Here is a 15,117-nt window from a genome sequence, read left to right as displayed (position 1 = left end):
CCCCCTCAATCCATCGGACCGACAACGCCGCTGACGAGGTTCTCGCGATACAGCGCCGCCTCGTCGAGCCAGGCACCCGCCCGCTCGAAGCGGTCGATCACCTTTGCCCTCGCCGCCTCCAGCTCCGCCCGCGCCGCCTGGGCGTCCTCCACCGAGACCTGCTCGAAGCAGATCTCGTCGCCCGGACGCAGCCGGCCCAGCCGCGGCACGTCGGCGGAGATCACCGTGCCGACCTTCGGGTAGCCGCCGGTGGTCTGGTGGTCGGCCAGGAGCAGGATCGGCATGCCGTTGCCCGGCACCTGAATCGCGCCAGTGACGATGCCGTCGGACACGATGTCGTGCCCCTTCACATGCGTCAGCGCCGGCCCGTCGAGCCGGATGCCCATGCGGTCGGCCTCGCGCGTGCAGGTATAGGTCTCGGCGAACAGCCCGGCGATGCTGTCGTCGGAGAAGAAATCGTCCTGCGGTCCGAGCACCACCCGGATCGGGCCGCTGACCCGCGCCCAGTCCAGGCTCGGGCACTTCATCTCGCTGCGTTCGCCGACGCTGTCCTGGGCCAGCGGCAGCAGGTCGCCGTCCTTCACCGCCCGGCCCTCGATCCCGCCGATCTGCGAGCGGGTATAGGTGGCGCGGGAGCCGTAGATCTCCGGCACGTCGATCCCGCCCTCCACGGCGAGATAGGCGACGCCGGTATCGGACAGCCCGCCGATCCGGAACTTGGTTCCCCGGCCGAAGCGCACCGAGCGGTTGGAATCCACCGGCCCGCCCCGCTCGCCCTGCACCTCCAGGGCGGCCACGGTGCCGACCAGGGCGACGCGAGCGGAGTCGGCCTCGACCTCCAGGGTCGGGCCCATCACCCGCAGCTCCAGCGCGGCGGCCCCCGGCGGGTTGCCGACCATCGCATTGGCGATGGCCAGGGCCACCGGGTCCAGCGCGCCGGAGGGTGGGACGCCCAGATGTTGCACATGGGGTCGCCCCAGATCCTGGATGGTTGGGGCGAAGCCGGCGGCGACCACACGAAGCCCGCTCATGCGCCGTCTCCCGCCTGGTCAATCTCTTGAGGCTCGATCACCGGATCGCCCTCATCGGCGCGGGCGCGCATCTCGCGATAGGTGGCCTCGTCGATCTCGTAGAACTGCACGCTGTCGCCGGCATTCAGCAGGATCGGCTCGTCGCGGCGCAGGTCGAACAGCTCGATCGGCGTGCGACCCAGCAGGTGCCAGCCGCCGGGCGATTCCTTGGTATAGATGTTGGTGAGGTTGGTGGCGATCGAGACCGATCCGCCCGGCACGCGCACCCGCGGCTCGGTGCGGCGCGGCAGGGCCAGCTCGTCCGGCAGGATGCCGAGATAGCCCAACCCCGGCATGAACCCCATCATGTAGCACTCGTAGGTGCCACCGGAATGGATCTCCACGACCTTTTCCGGCGTCATCCCGGTCCGCTCGGCGACGTCCGCCAGGTCGGGACCGTATTCGCCCCCATACAGGGTCGGCACCCGCCAGAGCCGGCCGCCGGTCGCCTCGTCGCTGAGGTCGGGCAGCAGGGCGTTGACCTTGTCCTCGATCGCGGCGCGGCGCACCACGGTCGGATCGTAATGCACCATCAGCGAGCGGAAGGTCGGCACCAGATCGACTATGCCCGCCATCTCCGCCGCCCGCAGCGCCCGGCCGAGGCTGGTCACGCGTCGGTTGATCGCCCGGTCGACGACCGTGCCGAACTCGACCACCACGGCCGTATCGCCCGCCGCCAGGAAGCGCGGGGCCTTTGACGTTTCGTCTGCCGTGGCTGGAGGCATGGACCTGTCCGTTCGTGAGGTGTTTACTCAGAGCAGTTCCCACCTCCGTAGGATGAAGTCGCAATGGCTCGCAAGGTCAATTTGAACGCCGATATGGGTGAAGGTTTCGGCGATTACGACATCGGCAACGACACCGAGATGCTGAAGATCATCAAATCGGCCAATGTTGCCTGCGGTTTCCACGGCGGCGACTGGAACGTGATGGACCGGGTCTGCAAGCAGTCCAAGGAGCGCGGCGTGTCCGTCGGCGCCCATCCGGGCTTCAACGACCTCTGGGGCTTCGGCCGCCGCAAGATCCAGATGGCGACCGACGATGTGGAGCGGATGGTCTGCTACCAGATCGGCGCGCTGCAGGGCATGGCGGCGGCCAACGGCATGAAGGTGACCCATGTGAAGACCCATGGCGCGCTGGGCAACATCTGCGCCGTCGAGCTGGACTGGGCCCAGGCCATCGGCCGGGCGATCAAGGCGGTCGATCCCTCGCTGATCTTCCTCGCCCCGACCGGCTGCAAGATGATCGAGGTCGCCCAGGACATGGGCCTGACCTTCGCCTCGGAGGTCTTCGCCGACCGCACCTATGACGACGACGGCAATCTGACCCCGCGCAGCCAGCCCAATGCCATGGTCCACGACCCGGACGAGGCGGCGGAGCGGATCATTCACATGATCCAGAACCAGGAGATCGTCTCCACCTCCGGAAAGCATGTGCCGGCGGTGGTGCACAGCATCTGCGTCCATGGCGACGGACCGACCGCGGTCGCCGTCGCCACCAAGGTTCGCGCCGGCATCGAGGCCGCCGGCATCGACATCGTTCCCCTCCCCGAGATGGAGCTTGGCTGACCCATGACCTCACCCGCCTTCTCCCACGCCGAGTACACCGCCCGTCAGGACGCCGTCCGGCGCTCCATGGAGAAGGCGGGCATCGACACGCTGGTCGTCACCGAGCCGGCCAACATGTGCTACCTGACCGGCTATGACGGTTGGTCGTTCTACACGCCGCAATGCCTGCTGGTGGCGCTGACGCTGGACGAACCGGTGCTGATCGTGCGCGGCATGGACGCCAATGCCGGCAAGGTCACCACCCATCTGCGCCACGAGAACATCCTGGGTTTCCCGGACCACTACGTGCAGCAACCGGACCGACATCCCATGGACTGGGTGGCCGAGGAGATGGGGCGCCGCAGCATAAACGGTGGCACCGTCGGGCTGGAGATGGACAGCTACTACTTCTCGCCGATGGCCTACGAGCACATCAGGAAGGGCCTGCCCAACGCCCGCTTCGCCAACGGCAACAACGTCGTGAACTGGGTCCGGTCGATCAAGTCGCCGGCCGAACTCGCCTATATGCGCGAGGCGGCCAAGATCATCGCCGAGACCATGCGGGTCGGCATCGAGGCGGTGCAGCCCGGCGTGCGCCAATGCGATGCGGTGGCGCGGATCTACGACACCGCGATCCGTGGCGTCGACGGGATCGGCGGCGACTATCCCGCCATCGTGCCGATGCTGCCCTCGGGCATCGGCGCCTCGACCCCGCACCTGACCTGGTCGGACGCGCCGTTCAAGTCCGGCGAGGCGACGATCCTGGAGCTGGCCGGCGTGCGCCGACGCTACCACTGCCCGATGGCCCGCACGGTCTCCCTGGGCAAGCCGCCGCAGAAACTGGCCGACGCCAGTGCGACGATCTGCGACGGCATCGCCGCCGCCCTGGACGCCGCCAGGCCCGGGGCGACCTGCGAGGAGGTCGAGGCCGCCTGGCGCCGGGAACTGGCGAAGTCCGGGTTCGAGAAGGAGAGCCGGATCGGCTACTCGGTCGGTCTGAACTACCCGCCGGACTGGGGCGAGCACACCATGAGCCTGCGTCCGGGCGACACGACGGTGATCCAGCCGAACATGACCTTCCACATGATTCCCGGTCTGATGCTCGACGATTGCGGCATCGAGATCTCGGAATGCTTCCTGATTACCGAAAAGGGCGCGGAATGCTTCTACGACTTCCCGCGGCCGATGGTGGTCAAGGATTGAGGCTAAACCGCCGCGACGGTTGGGGTTTGACCGTCGCGGCCACCCCGCTGCAAATGACACACTGCGGGTAATTCTTCTATATAGTCGTCAGTAAATCTTGCAGTGCAACAAAAGATCGCTATTTTCCGGCCATCCCAACGTTGGTGGCCCCCAAAATGTCGCTCCGCAATATCGCGATCATCGCGCACGTCGATCATGGCAAGACAACCCTCGTCGACGTCCTGCTGAAACAGTCCGGTACCTTCCGCGAAAACCAGCAGACCGCTGAGCGGATGATGGACAGCAACGACATCGAACGCGAGCGTGGCATCACCATTCTCGCTAAGTGCACCTCCGTCGACTGGAAGGGCACGCGGGTCAACATCGTCGACACGCCGGGCCACGCCGATTTCGGCGGCGAGGTGGAACGCATCCTGACCATGGTCGACGGCGCCCTGCTGCTGGTCGACGCCTCGGAAGGCCCGATGCCGCAGACCAAGTTCGTGCTCGGCAAGGCGCTGGCCCTGGGCCTGCGCCCGATCGTCGTGGTCAACAAGGTCGACAAGCCCGAGCAGCGCGCCTACGAGGTCCAGGACGAGGTGTTCGACCTGTTCAGCGCGCTCGGCGCCGACGAGCACCAGCTCGACTTCCCGACCATTTTCGCCTCGGCCAAGATGGGCTGGGCGTCGGAGACCCCGGACGAGAAGGGCACCGACATGGCGGTCCTGTTCGAGCGGATCGTCGCCCATGTTCCGGAGCCGACCGTGCAGCCGGACGAGCCGTTCTCGATGCTGGCCACGACCGTCGAGGCCGACCCGTATCTCGGCCGTATCCTGACCGGTCGCATCCAGTCCGGCCGGATCAAGCCGAACACCAGCCTGAAGGCTCTGTCGCGCGACGGCAAGGAGCTGGAGCGGGCCCGCGTGTCGAAGATCCTGTCCTTCCGGGGCCTGGAGCGCACGCCGCTGGACGAGGCCTCGGCCGGCGACATCGTCGCCCTGGCCGGCTTCTCGGAGGCCACCGTCGCCGACACGCTCTGCGCGCCGGAAGTGGCGGCCCCCCTGCCCGCCAACCCGATCGATCCGTCGACCATCGCCGTCACCTTCGCGGTGAACGACAGCCCGCTGTCCGGCCGCGAGGGCGAGAAGGTCACCTCCCGCCTGATCCGCGACCGTCTGTTCCGCGAGGCCGAGGGCAATGTCGCCATCCGGGTGCAGGAAACCGAGGACAAGGACGCTTTCGAAGTCGCCGGCCGCGGCGAGCTTCAGCTTGCGGTGCTGATCGAGCAGATGCGCCGTGAGGGCTTCGAGCTGTCGATCAGCCGGCCGCGCGTGCTGCTGAAGACCGATCCGGAGACCGGCCAGCGCCAGGAGCCGATCGACGAGGTCTTCGTCGACGTGGACGAGGAGTTCTCCGGCGCGGTGATCGAGGCGATCACCATCCGTAAGGGCGAGTTGCTCGAGATGAAGCCGTCCGGCGGCGGCAAGCAGCGGCTGGTGTTCAGTGCGCCGGCGCGTGGCCTGATCGGCTATCACGGCGAGTTCCTGACCGCGACCCGCGGCACCGGCATCATGAACCGGGTGTTCCAGGGCTACGCGCCCTACAAGGGCCCGATCCCCGGCCGCCGCGCCGGCGTCATGGTCTCCATGGAACAGGGCGAGGCCATGGCCTATGCCCTGCAGAACCTGGAGGACCGCGGCCCGCTGATGGTCTCGCCGGGCGACAAGGTCTATTCCGGCATGGTCCTGGGCGAGCACAACAAGGGCCAGGACCTCGAGGTGAACCCGCTGAAATCGAAGCAGCTCACCAACTTCCGCGCCTCCGGCAAGGACGAGAACGTCGACCTGACCCCGCCGATCCGCATGACCCTGGAAAGGGCCATCGCCTATATCGAGGACGACGAGCTGGTCGAGGTCACGCCAAAGAGCATCCGCCTGCGCAAGCGGTATCTCGACCCGCACGAGCGCAAGCGCATGCTGAAGAAGAGCGTCCAGCAGAGCGCCTGAGGTAACGGGGCGTCCGATCGGATCGGGCGCCCAATCCTTTCCCCGGTCAGGCCGCCAGCAGAAACGGCCTGAGCCGGTCGAGGACCGCGTCCGGCGCCTCCTCGGGGACGAAGTGCCCGGACGGGACCGGCAGGAACTCGGGCTTGGAGGCCCATTGCCGCCAGATCCCCGGGATATCGTAGTGCCGCCCGATCACGCCGTTCTCGCCCCAGATCACCAGGGTCGGGCAGTCGATCCGATCACCCCGGTCACGGCTTTCACGATCGTCGGTCGTGTCGCAGGCGATTCCGGCCCGGAAGCACTCGCACATGGCCGTCACCGAGTCCGGCCGGGCAGCCATCTCGAGATACAGCGCCAGAGCCTCGTCGGCATAGTGGGGTGCCTCGCTGCCAAGCCCGCAGAGAAGGTCGCGCAGGAAGCCGTCCGCATCGCCGGCGATCCAGTGCTCCGGCCGCGGGTGCGGCTGGGTGAGGAAGAAGAAGTAGAAATAGTCCTGCGCCGCCTCGGCCGTGACCCGGTCGTAGAGATCCAGCGCCGGCACGATATCCATCACGCAGAGCCGCTCCACCGCCTCCGGATGGTCCAGCGCCAACCGTGTCGCGACCCGCGCGCCGCGGTCATGAGCGACCAGCCGGTATCGTTCGAAGCCCAGCGCCACCATGACCTGGTGCTGCTCCGCCGCCATCCGGCGCTTCGAATAGGCCGCGTGGCCCGACGTCACGCCCGGCATATGGGACTCGCCGCGCCCTCTCAGGTCGGTCAACACGACGGTGAATCGGTCCGTCAGCCACGGGGCGATCAGGTGCCAGCAGAGATGGGTCTGCGGATCGCCATGCAGCATCAGAACCGGCGGCCCCCCGCCGCCGACCAGCGCCATGATCTGCCCCTCTGCGGTCTGGACAGGCACGCGCCTGAAGCCGGGCAGCAGGGCGGCGTCGGCACGCTCAAACGGTGTCATGCAGCCTCCGTTGATAGGCTTTGAGTTCGGCCTCGTCGCGCGCGTAGAAGGCCCAGCCGGCGATCCGCCGAACCTTCACGAACCCGGCGCGACGCAGGAGCTCCAGATGCCGGCTGGTCGTCGGCTGGCTCACCCCGAGCTTCTTGGCAATCAGGGACACGCAGACGCCGACCTCCTCAGGATCGCCCGAAAGCTGATCGGGGAAGTGCCGTCCCGGCTCCTTCAACCAGCCCAGAATCGACAATCGCACGTCGCTCGCCAGGGCCTTCGTCTGTTCGACCAGTTCATCCATAGAACGCGATATAGCAAATTAGCTAATTATATGGATAGAAAAAAGACCCGCTGGTGCGGGCCTCTTTCGGATCCCCCCGTTGTGCTCAGGCGCTGACTCTCGGCACCCGCCCCTCGATCGGATACTGCGGATCGTTGTAGCCCGGGGTCGACGGATGGCCCGGCATCACCAGGCCGTCGATCAGCGCCTCGTCCTCGGCGGTGAAGCTGTAGTCGAGCGCCTTCAGGTAGCCCTGGAACTGCTCCATGGTGCGCGGGCCCGCCAGGGTCGCGGTGACCAGCCGGTTGTTCAGCACCCAGCGCACCGCCAGGTCGATCGGGGTCGCCCCCTTGGCCTCGGCATGGGCCTTGATCTTCTGGGCGATCTCCAGGCTCTCGTGGCGCCATTCGGTCTGCATCATGCGCTTGTCCTGACGCCCCGCTCGGCTGCCCTCCTCCGGCGCGACGTTCGGCGCGTATTTGCCGGTCAGGATGCCGCGCGCCAGCGGGCTGTAGGGCACCACACCCAGGCCGTAGTGGCTGCAGGCCGGCAGGTGCTCGACCTCGGGCATACGGTTCAGCGCGTTGTAATAGGGCTGGCTGACCACCGGCCGGTCGATGCCGATCTCGTCGCACAGCCGGCAGATCTCGGCGACCCGCCAGGAGCGGTAGTTGGACACGCCGAAATAGCGGATCTTGCCGGCCTTCATCAGGTCGCCGAGCGCCATCACCGTCTCGCGCAGGTCGGTCGAATGGTCCTCCTTGTGGAGGTAGTAGATGTCGATCACGTCGGTGCCGAGCCGCTTCAACGAGGCGTCGCAGGCCATGTGGACCCAGCGCCGCGACAGCCCGCCCCGGTTCGGATCGCCGCCCAGCGGATTGGCGAGTTTGGTCGCCAGCACCCAGTAGTCCCGGCCCTCGGCGATCGCCCGACCGACCACAGCCTCGCTCGCGCCGCCGTTATAGGCGTCGGCGGTGTCGATGAAGTTGATCCCGGCATCGCGCGCGGCGGCGACGATCTCCTTGCTCTCCGCCTCCGGGGTCGGCCCGCCGAACATCATCGCCCCCAGGCAGAGCGGCGAGACCTTCAGGCCGGAACGGCCCATCGTGCGATATTCCATGACACCCTCCGGTTCACAACGGCGCGGCAGTCTTGCGCAGCACGTGCGGCGCGTCCAGCCGGTGGCTGCCTGGCCGCAGCCGTCATGCGGGACAGGCCCCTTGCCTCCCGCGCCGCCGCGTGGTGCCATCGCGCCAACCAGAATGACCGCCCTAGGGAGGGGCACCATGAGCACCGACACCCTGTCTGAAGAAACCCGCGAGAAGCTGTCGACGGTCAGCACCGCGACGCTGACGACCCAGATGTACAAGCGCGGCTTCCGCAATGTCTTCATGCAGGGCGTCGGGCGCCTGACGACCGCCCATGACCGCAACATGGTCGGCCCCGCCTTCACCCTGCGCTATATCCCGGCGCGCGAGGATCTGGACGACCTGTCGGTGTTTCAGGACTACGACCACCCGCAACGCAAGGCGATCGAGACGTGTCCCGAGGGCCATGTCCTGGTGATGGACAGCCGCGGCGACGCCTCGGCCGCGTCCGCCGGCAACATTCTGATCACCCGGCTGATGAAGCGCGGGGCCGCGGGCATCGTCACCGACGGCGGGCTGCGCGACAGCTACCAGATCGCCGAGTACGACATCCCCTCCTACCATTCGCACCCCTCGCCGCCGACCAACCTGATCAAGCACCACGCGGTCGAGACCCTGAACGAGCCGATCGCCTGCGGCGGCGTGGCGGTCTATCCGGGCGACATCCTGGTCGGCGACCTCGACGGCGTGGTCGTCATCCCGCGCCACTTGGCCGACGAGGTCGCAAAGGACGCCGCCGAGCAGGAGATCCACGAGGAGTTCATCTATTCCGAGGTCGCCGGCGGCAAGCCGCTGCGCGGCACCTATCCGCCGGACGAGGCCGCCAAGGCCCGCTACACCGAGTGGCGCAAGAAGCGCGATGGCTGACGTTTCCCCCAGAGCCGACGCCTCTCCCAGCGTCGACGACGCGATCGCCGACTACGACCGGCTGGCGGGCACCCTCGCCCCCCGCTATGCCGGCTCGGGTGCCGCCGAACGGCTGGTCCGGCGGCACGCGGCGATCCTGCCCAAGCCGCCGGGTCCGGTGCTGGATATCGGCGCCGGCAGCGGCGCCCACGCCGTCGCCTTCGAGGCCAAGGACTATCGCGTCGTCGCCGTCGAACCCTCGGCCGGCATGCGGGCACAGGCGCTCACCCTGTTCCCGGACATGGACGCCGAATGGATCGACGACCGGCTGCCCGACCTCGCCGTGGTCCGGGCCCGGGGCGAGCGGTTTCCGTTCATCCTGATCAATGCGGTTTGGATGCATGTCCCGCCCGCCGACCGCGCCTCGGCGGTCGCCGCCGTGGCGTCGCTGCTGACACCGGGCGGCATCGTCTCCGTCGCCCTGCGCCAGGGCCCGCCGCCGGCCGACCGGCCGATGTACGAGGTGCTGCCGGACGCGATCGCCGCCGATTTCCGCGCGGCCGGCTTCGAGGAGCTGGAACGCTCCGATCATGGTGGGGGCGGCGGATCCGATGCCGGCTTCGTGCGTCTGGTCCTGCGCAAACCGTAATCATTTGTTATCCCGGTTTCTGGTACGGTCTTGGGATGGCGCCCGCGACGCAGGATCCCGTGACCGACATGGACGATAACGATTGGCTCCCGGCGGACCCGGACGCGGCCACCGAACAGAGCGCGACGCCGAAGAAGACCCGGCGGCGCCCCGAGGGCCCGGTCACCGTCGAAGACCGGCTGGAGGAGATCTCCGACGAACAGCTCGAGCAGGTCCTGGCCGCCCATCAGAAACACGTCGCCGGCCGCGCCGGCGGCACGCGGGCCAACCTGTCCTTCAAGAACCTCAGCGGCCGGGACCTGTCCGGCCGCGACCTCAGCTATATCGATCTGACCGCCGCCCGCCTGCGCGGCGCGAACCTCTCGGGCACCGTCCTACGGGCCGCGACGGTCTTCTGCGCCGACCTGCGCGACGCCAAGATGACCGGCGCCCAGCTCGACCGGGCCGACCTGCGCGGCTCCTGCCTGCGCGGCGCGAACCTGACCGGCTCCTCCATGGTCGATGCCGATTTCCGCGAAGGCACCCTGTTCCACTGGGACCGGGGCAACCTGACCGCCTGGATCCACGAGGACGACGCCAACAACGCCAGCAGCGCGATCATCCGCAACGCCGACCTGACCGACGCCAAGCTGTCCAACTCCTTCGTGCGGCAGACCGATTTCACCGACTCGGTGCTGCGGAACGTGAAGCTGAACCGGGCCGATCTCAGCCATTCCGACCTGACCGGGGCGGATCTCGGCGGCTCCGACCTCAGCGAGGCGAACCTGACCGGCGCGAAGCTCAACGGCGCCATGCTGGCCGACGTGATCCTGAGCCACGCCAACCTCACCGATGCCGATCTGTCCGGGGCGCTGATCGACGCGGTGGACATGGACGCCGCCTCGATCTCCAACGCCACCCTGCCCCGCACCCTGGACTCCCTGGACAAGTCCCTGCGCGAAATCCTCGACCTGCATCTGCGGTTCTACCGTACCGGCGGACGCGAAGGTGTCCGGGCCGATCTGGAGCGGGTCGATCTCTCGCAGAAGGAGCTGGAGAAGGTCACCCTGGTCGCCGGAAACCTGCGCTATGCGATCCTGCGCGGCGCCAAGCTCAGCCGTGCCTCCCTGATCATGGCGGATATGGCCTTCGCCGACCTGACCGGCGCCGACCTTTCCTTCGCCGACCTGCGCGGCGCCAATCTCCACCGCGCCCGGCTGAAGGGCGCGCGGATGCGGCGGGCCCGCCTGGAACCGGTGGATATCGCCGGCTTCGCCATGCAGAAATGGCCGACCAACGCCACCAACGCGACCTTCGACGAGGCGATCCTCGACGAGGCCTGCCTGCGCTCCGCCAAGCTCGACGACGCCAAGTTCCGCAAGACGTCACTCAAGAACACCGATATGGAGGATGCGACCCTCCAGCGCGCCGACTTCAGCGGCAGCGGGTGTGCGTCGCTGAAGCTCGACGGGGCGGATACGCGCGATGCCGAGGGCCTGCCGGAACCCACCGAGTAGACAGCGAAGCACCATGGTTCAAAGCATTTCCACCGACGAGGCCGTCGACTTCGCCCGCGGCCTGATCGCCGAACTCCGGGAAAGGCGTCTGTCGGCCCTCGCCGGGGTCACCGCCAAGATCGATCCGGTCATGGAGCGCCGCGTCGCGCTGGATGTCGGCGGCGACGACCTGAAGGAACTGGCCAAGCGCAGCCACGGACTCGAGGAGGCCGTCAAACGCGCCCGTCGGCAGGCCGAACCGCGGAACTCGACCACCAACTTCGCCTCGGCCCGCCGGTACGAACAGGCCAGGCGCCAGGATGCGGAGATCGAGCGGACCCTGCAGCGGGCCAGGCAGGCCCGGGCCAAGTTCCAGTTCGTCTATGACGGTGTCATCGCCTCCGACGCCTTCGCCAAGCGCCTGGCGGAGGAGATGGTCGCCGCCGATCCCGCCTATGCGCGGGTCGCGCAGTTCGACGGCGCGATCAGCGGCGTCGAGGCGGTGATCGACATCTGGCTCGCCCGCAAGGCACAGGGCGAGGCGACCGTCGCGATCGATTTCGGCGCCCTGCGCGACATAGCGCCTTATGACGCGGCCCGACGGCTGATGCAGCTGGCCCATGCCGAGAAAGGCACCGCGGACCCCCAGTCCGCCGAGGGCTGAAACCTCACCGTTCTATCCGGCCCCCGCGTGCTCTAAGCTCCCGAAAAACGTCATCCGGTGAAGAACCGTCCCGCCGGACAGTCCTTGGGAGGATCCATGAGTTTCGAGACCATCACCCTGGAGCGCATCGGCGACGTGGCCCGGCTGTCGATCGACCGGCCGGAGAAGCGCAATGCCGTCAACGAACAGGTGCACCAGGAGATGCGCGCCGCCGTGGCAGAGGTCACCGGCGGCGACAACCCGGCCAAGGCGCTGATCCTGACCGGCACCGGCGACCGCGCCTTCTGCTCGGGCCAGGATCTCTCCGCTCGAATGCCGCCGGAAAGCGGCCCGCCGACCCGCGACCTCGGGGCCGGGCTGGAAATCTATTACAACGCGCTGATCCGCCGCCTGCGTCAGATCGAGATGCCGGTGGTGATCGCCCTGAACGGCGTCGCCGCCGGCGCCGGCGTCGGCGTGGCCCTGGCCGGCGACATCATCCTGGCCGCCCGTTCCGCCAAGATCGTCGTCAGCTTCTGCCGGGTCGGGCTGATCCCCGATGCCGGGGTGACCCACCACCTGCCGCGGCTGATCGGCGAGAACCGCGCGCTTGCCCTCGCCCTGACCGCCGATCCGCTCGACGCGGAGACGGCCGAAAAATGGGGCCTGGTGTGGAAAGTGTATGACGACGACAGGCTGCAGGACGAGGCGGTGGCGCTGGCTTCCAAGCTGGCCAAGCTGTCCCCCCGGGTGGTCCAGCGCACCCGCCGCGCGATGCGGGCGGCAATGTCGAACGATCTCGACACCCAGCTCGCCCTGGAACGCGACATCCAGCGCGAGGTCGGCTTCGGCAACGACTATGCCGAGGGCGTACGGGCCTTCCTGGAAAAGCGGGAGCCGCAATTCACCGGGACATAGTTACCGGGACCTGAGGTCCGCCCAGGCCGTCCGCGAAATCCGGTAGAGCACGTGGCGCAGCAGCCGGTGGCCTTCTGGCAGCAGGGGGTGGTCGAAATCGCCGTTCTCGTCCCGGGTCATGCCGATGCGGCGCATCACCGCCTGGGAGCGCTCGTTCTGGACGGCGGTGAAGGACACCACCTCGTCCCGGCCCAACGTCCCGAAGGCGAAATCGAGCGAGGCCGACGCCGCCTCGCTCGCATAGCCCTTGCCCCAGGCCGCCCGGCTCAGGCGCCAGCCGACCTCGGTGCAGGGACCGCACGGAAGTTCGGCGCCGTAATGCGGCACGCTCGGCCCGACCATGCCGATGAAATCCGGGCCGCCCTTCACCTCCACGGCGAAGAAGCCGAGGCCCTCGGTCTCGATCCGCTCCTTTACACGCAGCGCCAACGCGTCGCTGTCCGCCCGGCCGAGGGTGTCCGGGAAGAACTCCATCACCGCCGGATCAGCGTTCAACGCGGCGAACGGGGCGAAGTCGGACTCCCGCCAGGGCCGCAGGATCAGGCGCTCGGTTTCGATCGGCAGGCCGGCATGGGACATGGGAACACCCGTTGGTCTGGGAACGGCCCCCGGACTACTCTGGATGCCGGACTTTGTGGAGACTGAAATGACCGTTCGTATCTATCACAACCCGCGCTGTTCCAAGTCGCGCCAGACCCTTGCCCTGCTGCAGGAGCGGGGGATCGAGCCCGAGGTTGTCGAATACCTGAAGACCCCGCCGGGCGCGGCCGAACTGGACCGGCTGCTGACCGCCATGGGCCTGGAGCCGCGCGCGGCGATGCGCCGCAAGGAAGCCGCCTACAAGGAGCTGGGACTGGACGACCCGTCGCTGGGCCGGGCGGCGCTGATCAAGGCGATGGTGGACAACCCGATCCTGATCGAGCGCCCGATCGTCGCCAAGGACGGCAAGGCCGCGATGGGCCGCCCGCCGGAGGCGGTGCTGGGGATCTTGTAGGCACGGCGCGTCCCCACCCTCCCCCGTCATCCCTGACGCCCCCGGACACGATCCGGGAGCGGGCCGGGACCCCGCGTGTCGGCCGTCTGGGTCCCGGCCGACCTCCGGGTCGTGGCCCGGATCTCGCCGGAGTGACGATAGCAATGAAATGGTTGCCTCTCCCTGAGAGGCCCGGATCAAATCCGGGGCGTGTCGAAGGGAGCGGCGCATATGTCGAAGCACCGTTCCCATCTGGAACAGGCCAGCCACCCTGCCCTAAGATTGTCCCTCCTTCCTCTCCAACGGGTACCGCGCCATGTCCAAACTCGATCTGCAGCCGCTCGCGGGGGCCAATTTCGGCCGTCATGTCCGGGTGACCGGCGCCACGACCGACGCCGAGGTGATCGAGGCGCTGGAGGCCGAGGCGGATACCCTGCTCTCGGCGTTCTACGACGGCCACGGCTTCATGCTGCTGACCGGTCTCGACAGCATGGCCCGCGATCCGTCGCAGCTCGTGCGCCTGTCGCGCCTGTTCGGCCCGGAAGTCGAGGACTACACCAAGACCGGCATGATCCTGGACCGGGTGCACAAGGAGGTGCCGGAGATCCTGGTGATCTCCAACGCAGCACCGATGAACCAGAAGCCGCCGGCGCGGCCGGAGCCGGCCCTGACCGCCGACGGCAAGCTGCCGGTGCAGTTCCCGCACCGCCGCGGCTGGCACACCGACCAGAGCTACCGCCGGCCGCCGCCGGACATCTCGCTGTTCTACTGCGTGCACCCCGCGCCGATCGACCAGGCCCAGACCCTCTATGCCGACGGCATTTCCGCCTACGAGGCCCTGTCCGACGCGATGAAGGCGCGGATCGACGGGATGGAGGCGCTGCACGTGCAGCCGGGCACCGGCCGCGCCGAACTGGCGGTGAAGGCCGGGGAGACGCCGAAGCCGCTCGGCCCGCTGCAGCAGCCCCAGCGCCAGCCGATCGTGCGGGTCCACCCGGTGACCGGGCAGAAGGCGCTGTATCTCTGCGAGTCCGGCCAGCTCGACTGGATCGAGGGACCGATCGTCGGCCTGGAGAAGGGTGTCGACGGCGACGGCGCCAGGCTAGTCTACGAGCTGATGAGCCATTTCACCAGCGCGCCCTACGCCTATGTCCAGGAATGGCGGGCCGGCGATCTGGTGATCTACGACAACCGCTGCACCATCCACAGTGCCACCTGGTTCGACGGCGACGCGACCGACCGGGTGATGTGGCGCACCACCGTGCGCGGCAATCCGGGACCCGAATACGCCGACGAGACCCCGAGCTGGCTGCCGGCGGCGTAGGGCCGTTCCTCGTCCTAAGTCTTACTCTCGTCATCCCGGCGAACCCCGGACCCGATCCGGGGCCGTCCACACATGACGATAAATCCGGGATGACGATTATTCAGAAGGGC

The 15,117-nt window shown here is 68.0% G+C and carries 16 protein-coding genes; 10 read left to right on the top strand and 6 right to left on the bottom strand.

Annotated features, from left to right (window positions below):
- Nucleotides 1-5: 5 nt before the first annotated feature.
- On the bottom strand, nucleotides 6-1,031 hold the full coding sequence (locus BLS34_RS00660; RefSeq protein WP_093147446.1) for a 5-oxoprolinase subunit C family protein: 1,026 nt from the start codon (nucleotides 1,029-1,031) through the stop codon (nucleotides 6-8).
- A complete protein-coding gene (gene pxpB / locus BLS34_RS00655; RefSeq protein WP_093147444.1) occupies nucleotides 1,028-1,795 on the bottom strand; it encodes a 5-oxoprolinase subunit PxpB in 768 nt (255 codons plus the stop codon). Before pxpB ends, BLS34_RS00660 begins: the two co-directional genes overlap by 4 nt.
- Nucleotides 1,796-1,858: 63 nt before the next feature.
- Between pxpB and BLS34_RS00650 the strand changes: the two genes are divergently transcribed.
- The 3 genes from BLS34_RS00650 (at nucleotide 1,859) to typA (ending at nucleotide 5,802) form a co-directional block, all read left to right on the top strand.
- The gene (locus BLS34_RS00650) at nucleotides 1,859-2,635 is read left to right on the top strand and encodes a LamB/YcsF family protein (protein ID WP_093147441.1); all 777 of its coding nucleotides are present in this window, start codon (nucleotides 1,859-1,861) and stop codon (nucleotides 2,633-2,635) included.
- Between the two features lie 3 nt (nucleotides 2,636-2,638).
- Nucleotides 2,639-3,817: a M24 family metallopeptidase gene (locus BLS34_RS00645; protein WP_093147440.1), complete on the top strand. Its 1,179-nt coding sequence runs from the start codon at nucleotides 2,639-2,641 to the stop codon at nucleotides 3,815-3,817.
- A gap of 155 nt (nucleotides 3,818-3,972) precedes the next feature.
- On the top strand, nucleotides 3,973-5,802 hold the full coding sequence (gene typA, locus BLS34_RS00640) for a translational GTPase TypA (protein WP_093147437.1): 1,830 nt from the start codon (nucleotides 3,973-3,975) through the stop codon (nucleotides 5,800-5,802).
- Between the two features lie 46 nt (nucleotides 5,803-5,848).
- On the opposite strand, the gene BLS34_RS00635 is transcribed toward typA, so the two are convergent.
- The 3 genes from BLS34_RS00635 to BLS34_RS00625 form a co-directional block, all read right to left on the bottom strand.
- Nucleotides 5,849-6,760: an alpha/beta fold hydrolase gene (locus BLS34_RS00635; protein ID WP_093147436.1), complete on the bottom strand. Its 912-nt coding sequence runs from the start codon at nucleotides 6,758-6,760 to the stop codon at nucleotides 5,849-5,851.
- On the bottom strand, nucleotides 6,747-7,052 hold the full coding sequence (locus tag BLS34_RS00630) for an ArsR/SmtB family transcription factor (RefSeq protein WP_038013523.1): 306 nt from the start codon (nucleotides 7,050-7,052) through the stop codon (nucleotides 6,747-6,749). The genes BLS34_RS00635 and BLS34_RS00630 overlap by 14 nt, the downstream gene beginning before the upstream one ends.
- Nucleotides 7,053-7,137: 85 nt before the next feature.
- On the bottom strand, nucleotides 7,138-8,151 hold the full coding sequence (locus BLS34_RS00625; RefSeq protein WP_093147434.1) for an aldo/keto reductase: 1,014 nt from the start codon (nucleotides 8,149-8,151) through the stop codon (nucleotides 7,138-7,140).
- 166 nt (nucleotides 8,152-8,317) lie between these two features.
- On the opposite strand from BLS34_RS00625, the gene BLS34_RS00620 reads away from it, so the two are divergent.
- From BLS34_RS00620 to BLS34_RS00600, 5 genes are all read left to right on the top strand, one after another.
- Nucleotides 8,318-9,046, top strand: a complete 729-nt coding sequence (locus BLS34_RS00620) for a ribonuclease activity regulator RraA (protein ID WP_093147431.1) — start codon at nucleotides 8,318-8,320, stop codon at nucleotides 9,044-9,046.
- Complete coding sequence (locus tag BLS34_RS00615) at nucleotides 9,039-9,674, top strand: class I SAM-dependent methyltransferase (protein ID WP_093147429.1); 636 nt, start codon at nucleotides 9,039-9,041, stop codon at nucleotides 9,672-9,674. The genes BLS34_RS00620 and BLS34_RS00615 overlap by 8 nt, the downstream gene beginning before the upstream one ends.
- Before the next feature lie 68 nt (nucleotides 9,675-9,742).
- A complete protein-coding gene (locus tag BLS34_RS00610) occupies nucleotides 9,743-11,170 on the top strand; it encodes a pentapeptide repeat-containing protein (protein ID WP_175474054.1) in 1,428 nt (475 codons plus the stop codon).
- 13 nt (nucleotides 11,171-11,183) lie between these two features.
- Nucleotides 11,184-11,813 carry a hypothetical protein gene (locus tag BLS34_RS00605; RefSeq protein ID WP_028793055.1) on the top strand — a complete coding sequence of 210 codons (630 nt, stop codon included), beginning with the start codon at nucleotides 11,184-11,186 and terminating at the stop codon, nucleotides 11,811-11,813.
- 96 nt (nucleotides 11,814-11,909) lie between these two features.
- Nucleotides 11,910-12,710 (top strand): enoyl-CoA hydratase-related protein, encoded by an 801-nt coding sequence (locus tag BLS34_RS00600; RefSeq protein ID WP_028793054.1) that lies wholly within the window; start codon nucleotides 11,910-11,912, stop codon nucleotides 12,708-12,710.
- Here BLS34_RS00600 and BLS34_RS00595 read toward each other — a convergent pair whose 3' ends face one another.
- Nucleotides 12,711-13,289 (bottom strand): GNAT family N-acetyltransferase, encoded by a 579-nt coding sequence (locus BLS34_RS00595; RefSeq protein ID WP_038013413.1) that lies wholly within the window; start codon nucleotides 13,287-13,289, stop codon nucleotides 12,711-12,713.
- Nucleotides 13,290-13,356: 67 nt separating this feature from the next.
- Here BLS34_RS00595 and arsC point away from each other — a divergent pair, with 67 nt between their 5' ends.
- Nucleotides 13,357-13,704: an arsenate reductase (glutaredoxin) gene (gene arsC, locus BLS34_RS00590; RefSeq protein WP_093147425.1), complete on the top strand. Its 348-nt coding sequence runs from the start codon at nucleotides 13,357-13,359 to the stop codon at nucleotides 13,702-13,704.
- A gap of 295 nt (nucleotides 13,705-13,999) precedes the next feature.
- Nucleotides 14,000-15,007, top strand: a complete 1,008-nt coding sequence (locus tag BLS34_RS00585) for a TauD/TfdA dioxygenase family protein (protein WP_028793051.1) — start codon at nucleotides 14,000-14,002, stop codon at nucleotides 15,005-15,007.
- Nucleotides 15,008-15,117 lie beyond the last annotated feature (110 nt).

The sequence above is a fragment of the Thalassobaculum litoreum DSM 18839 genome, from assembly GCF_900102465.1.
GTDB lineage: Bacteria > Pseudomonadota > Alphaproteobacteria > Thalassobaculales > Thalassobaculaceae > Thalassobaculum > Thalassobaculum litoreum.
This window is presented reverse-complemented; position numbering and strand designations above follow the sequence as displayed.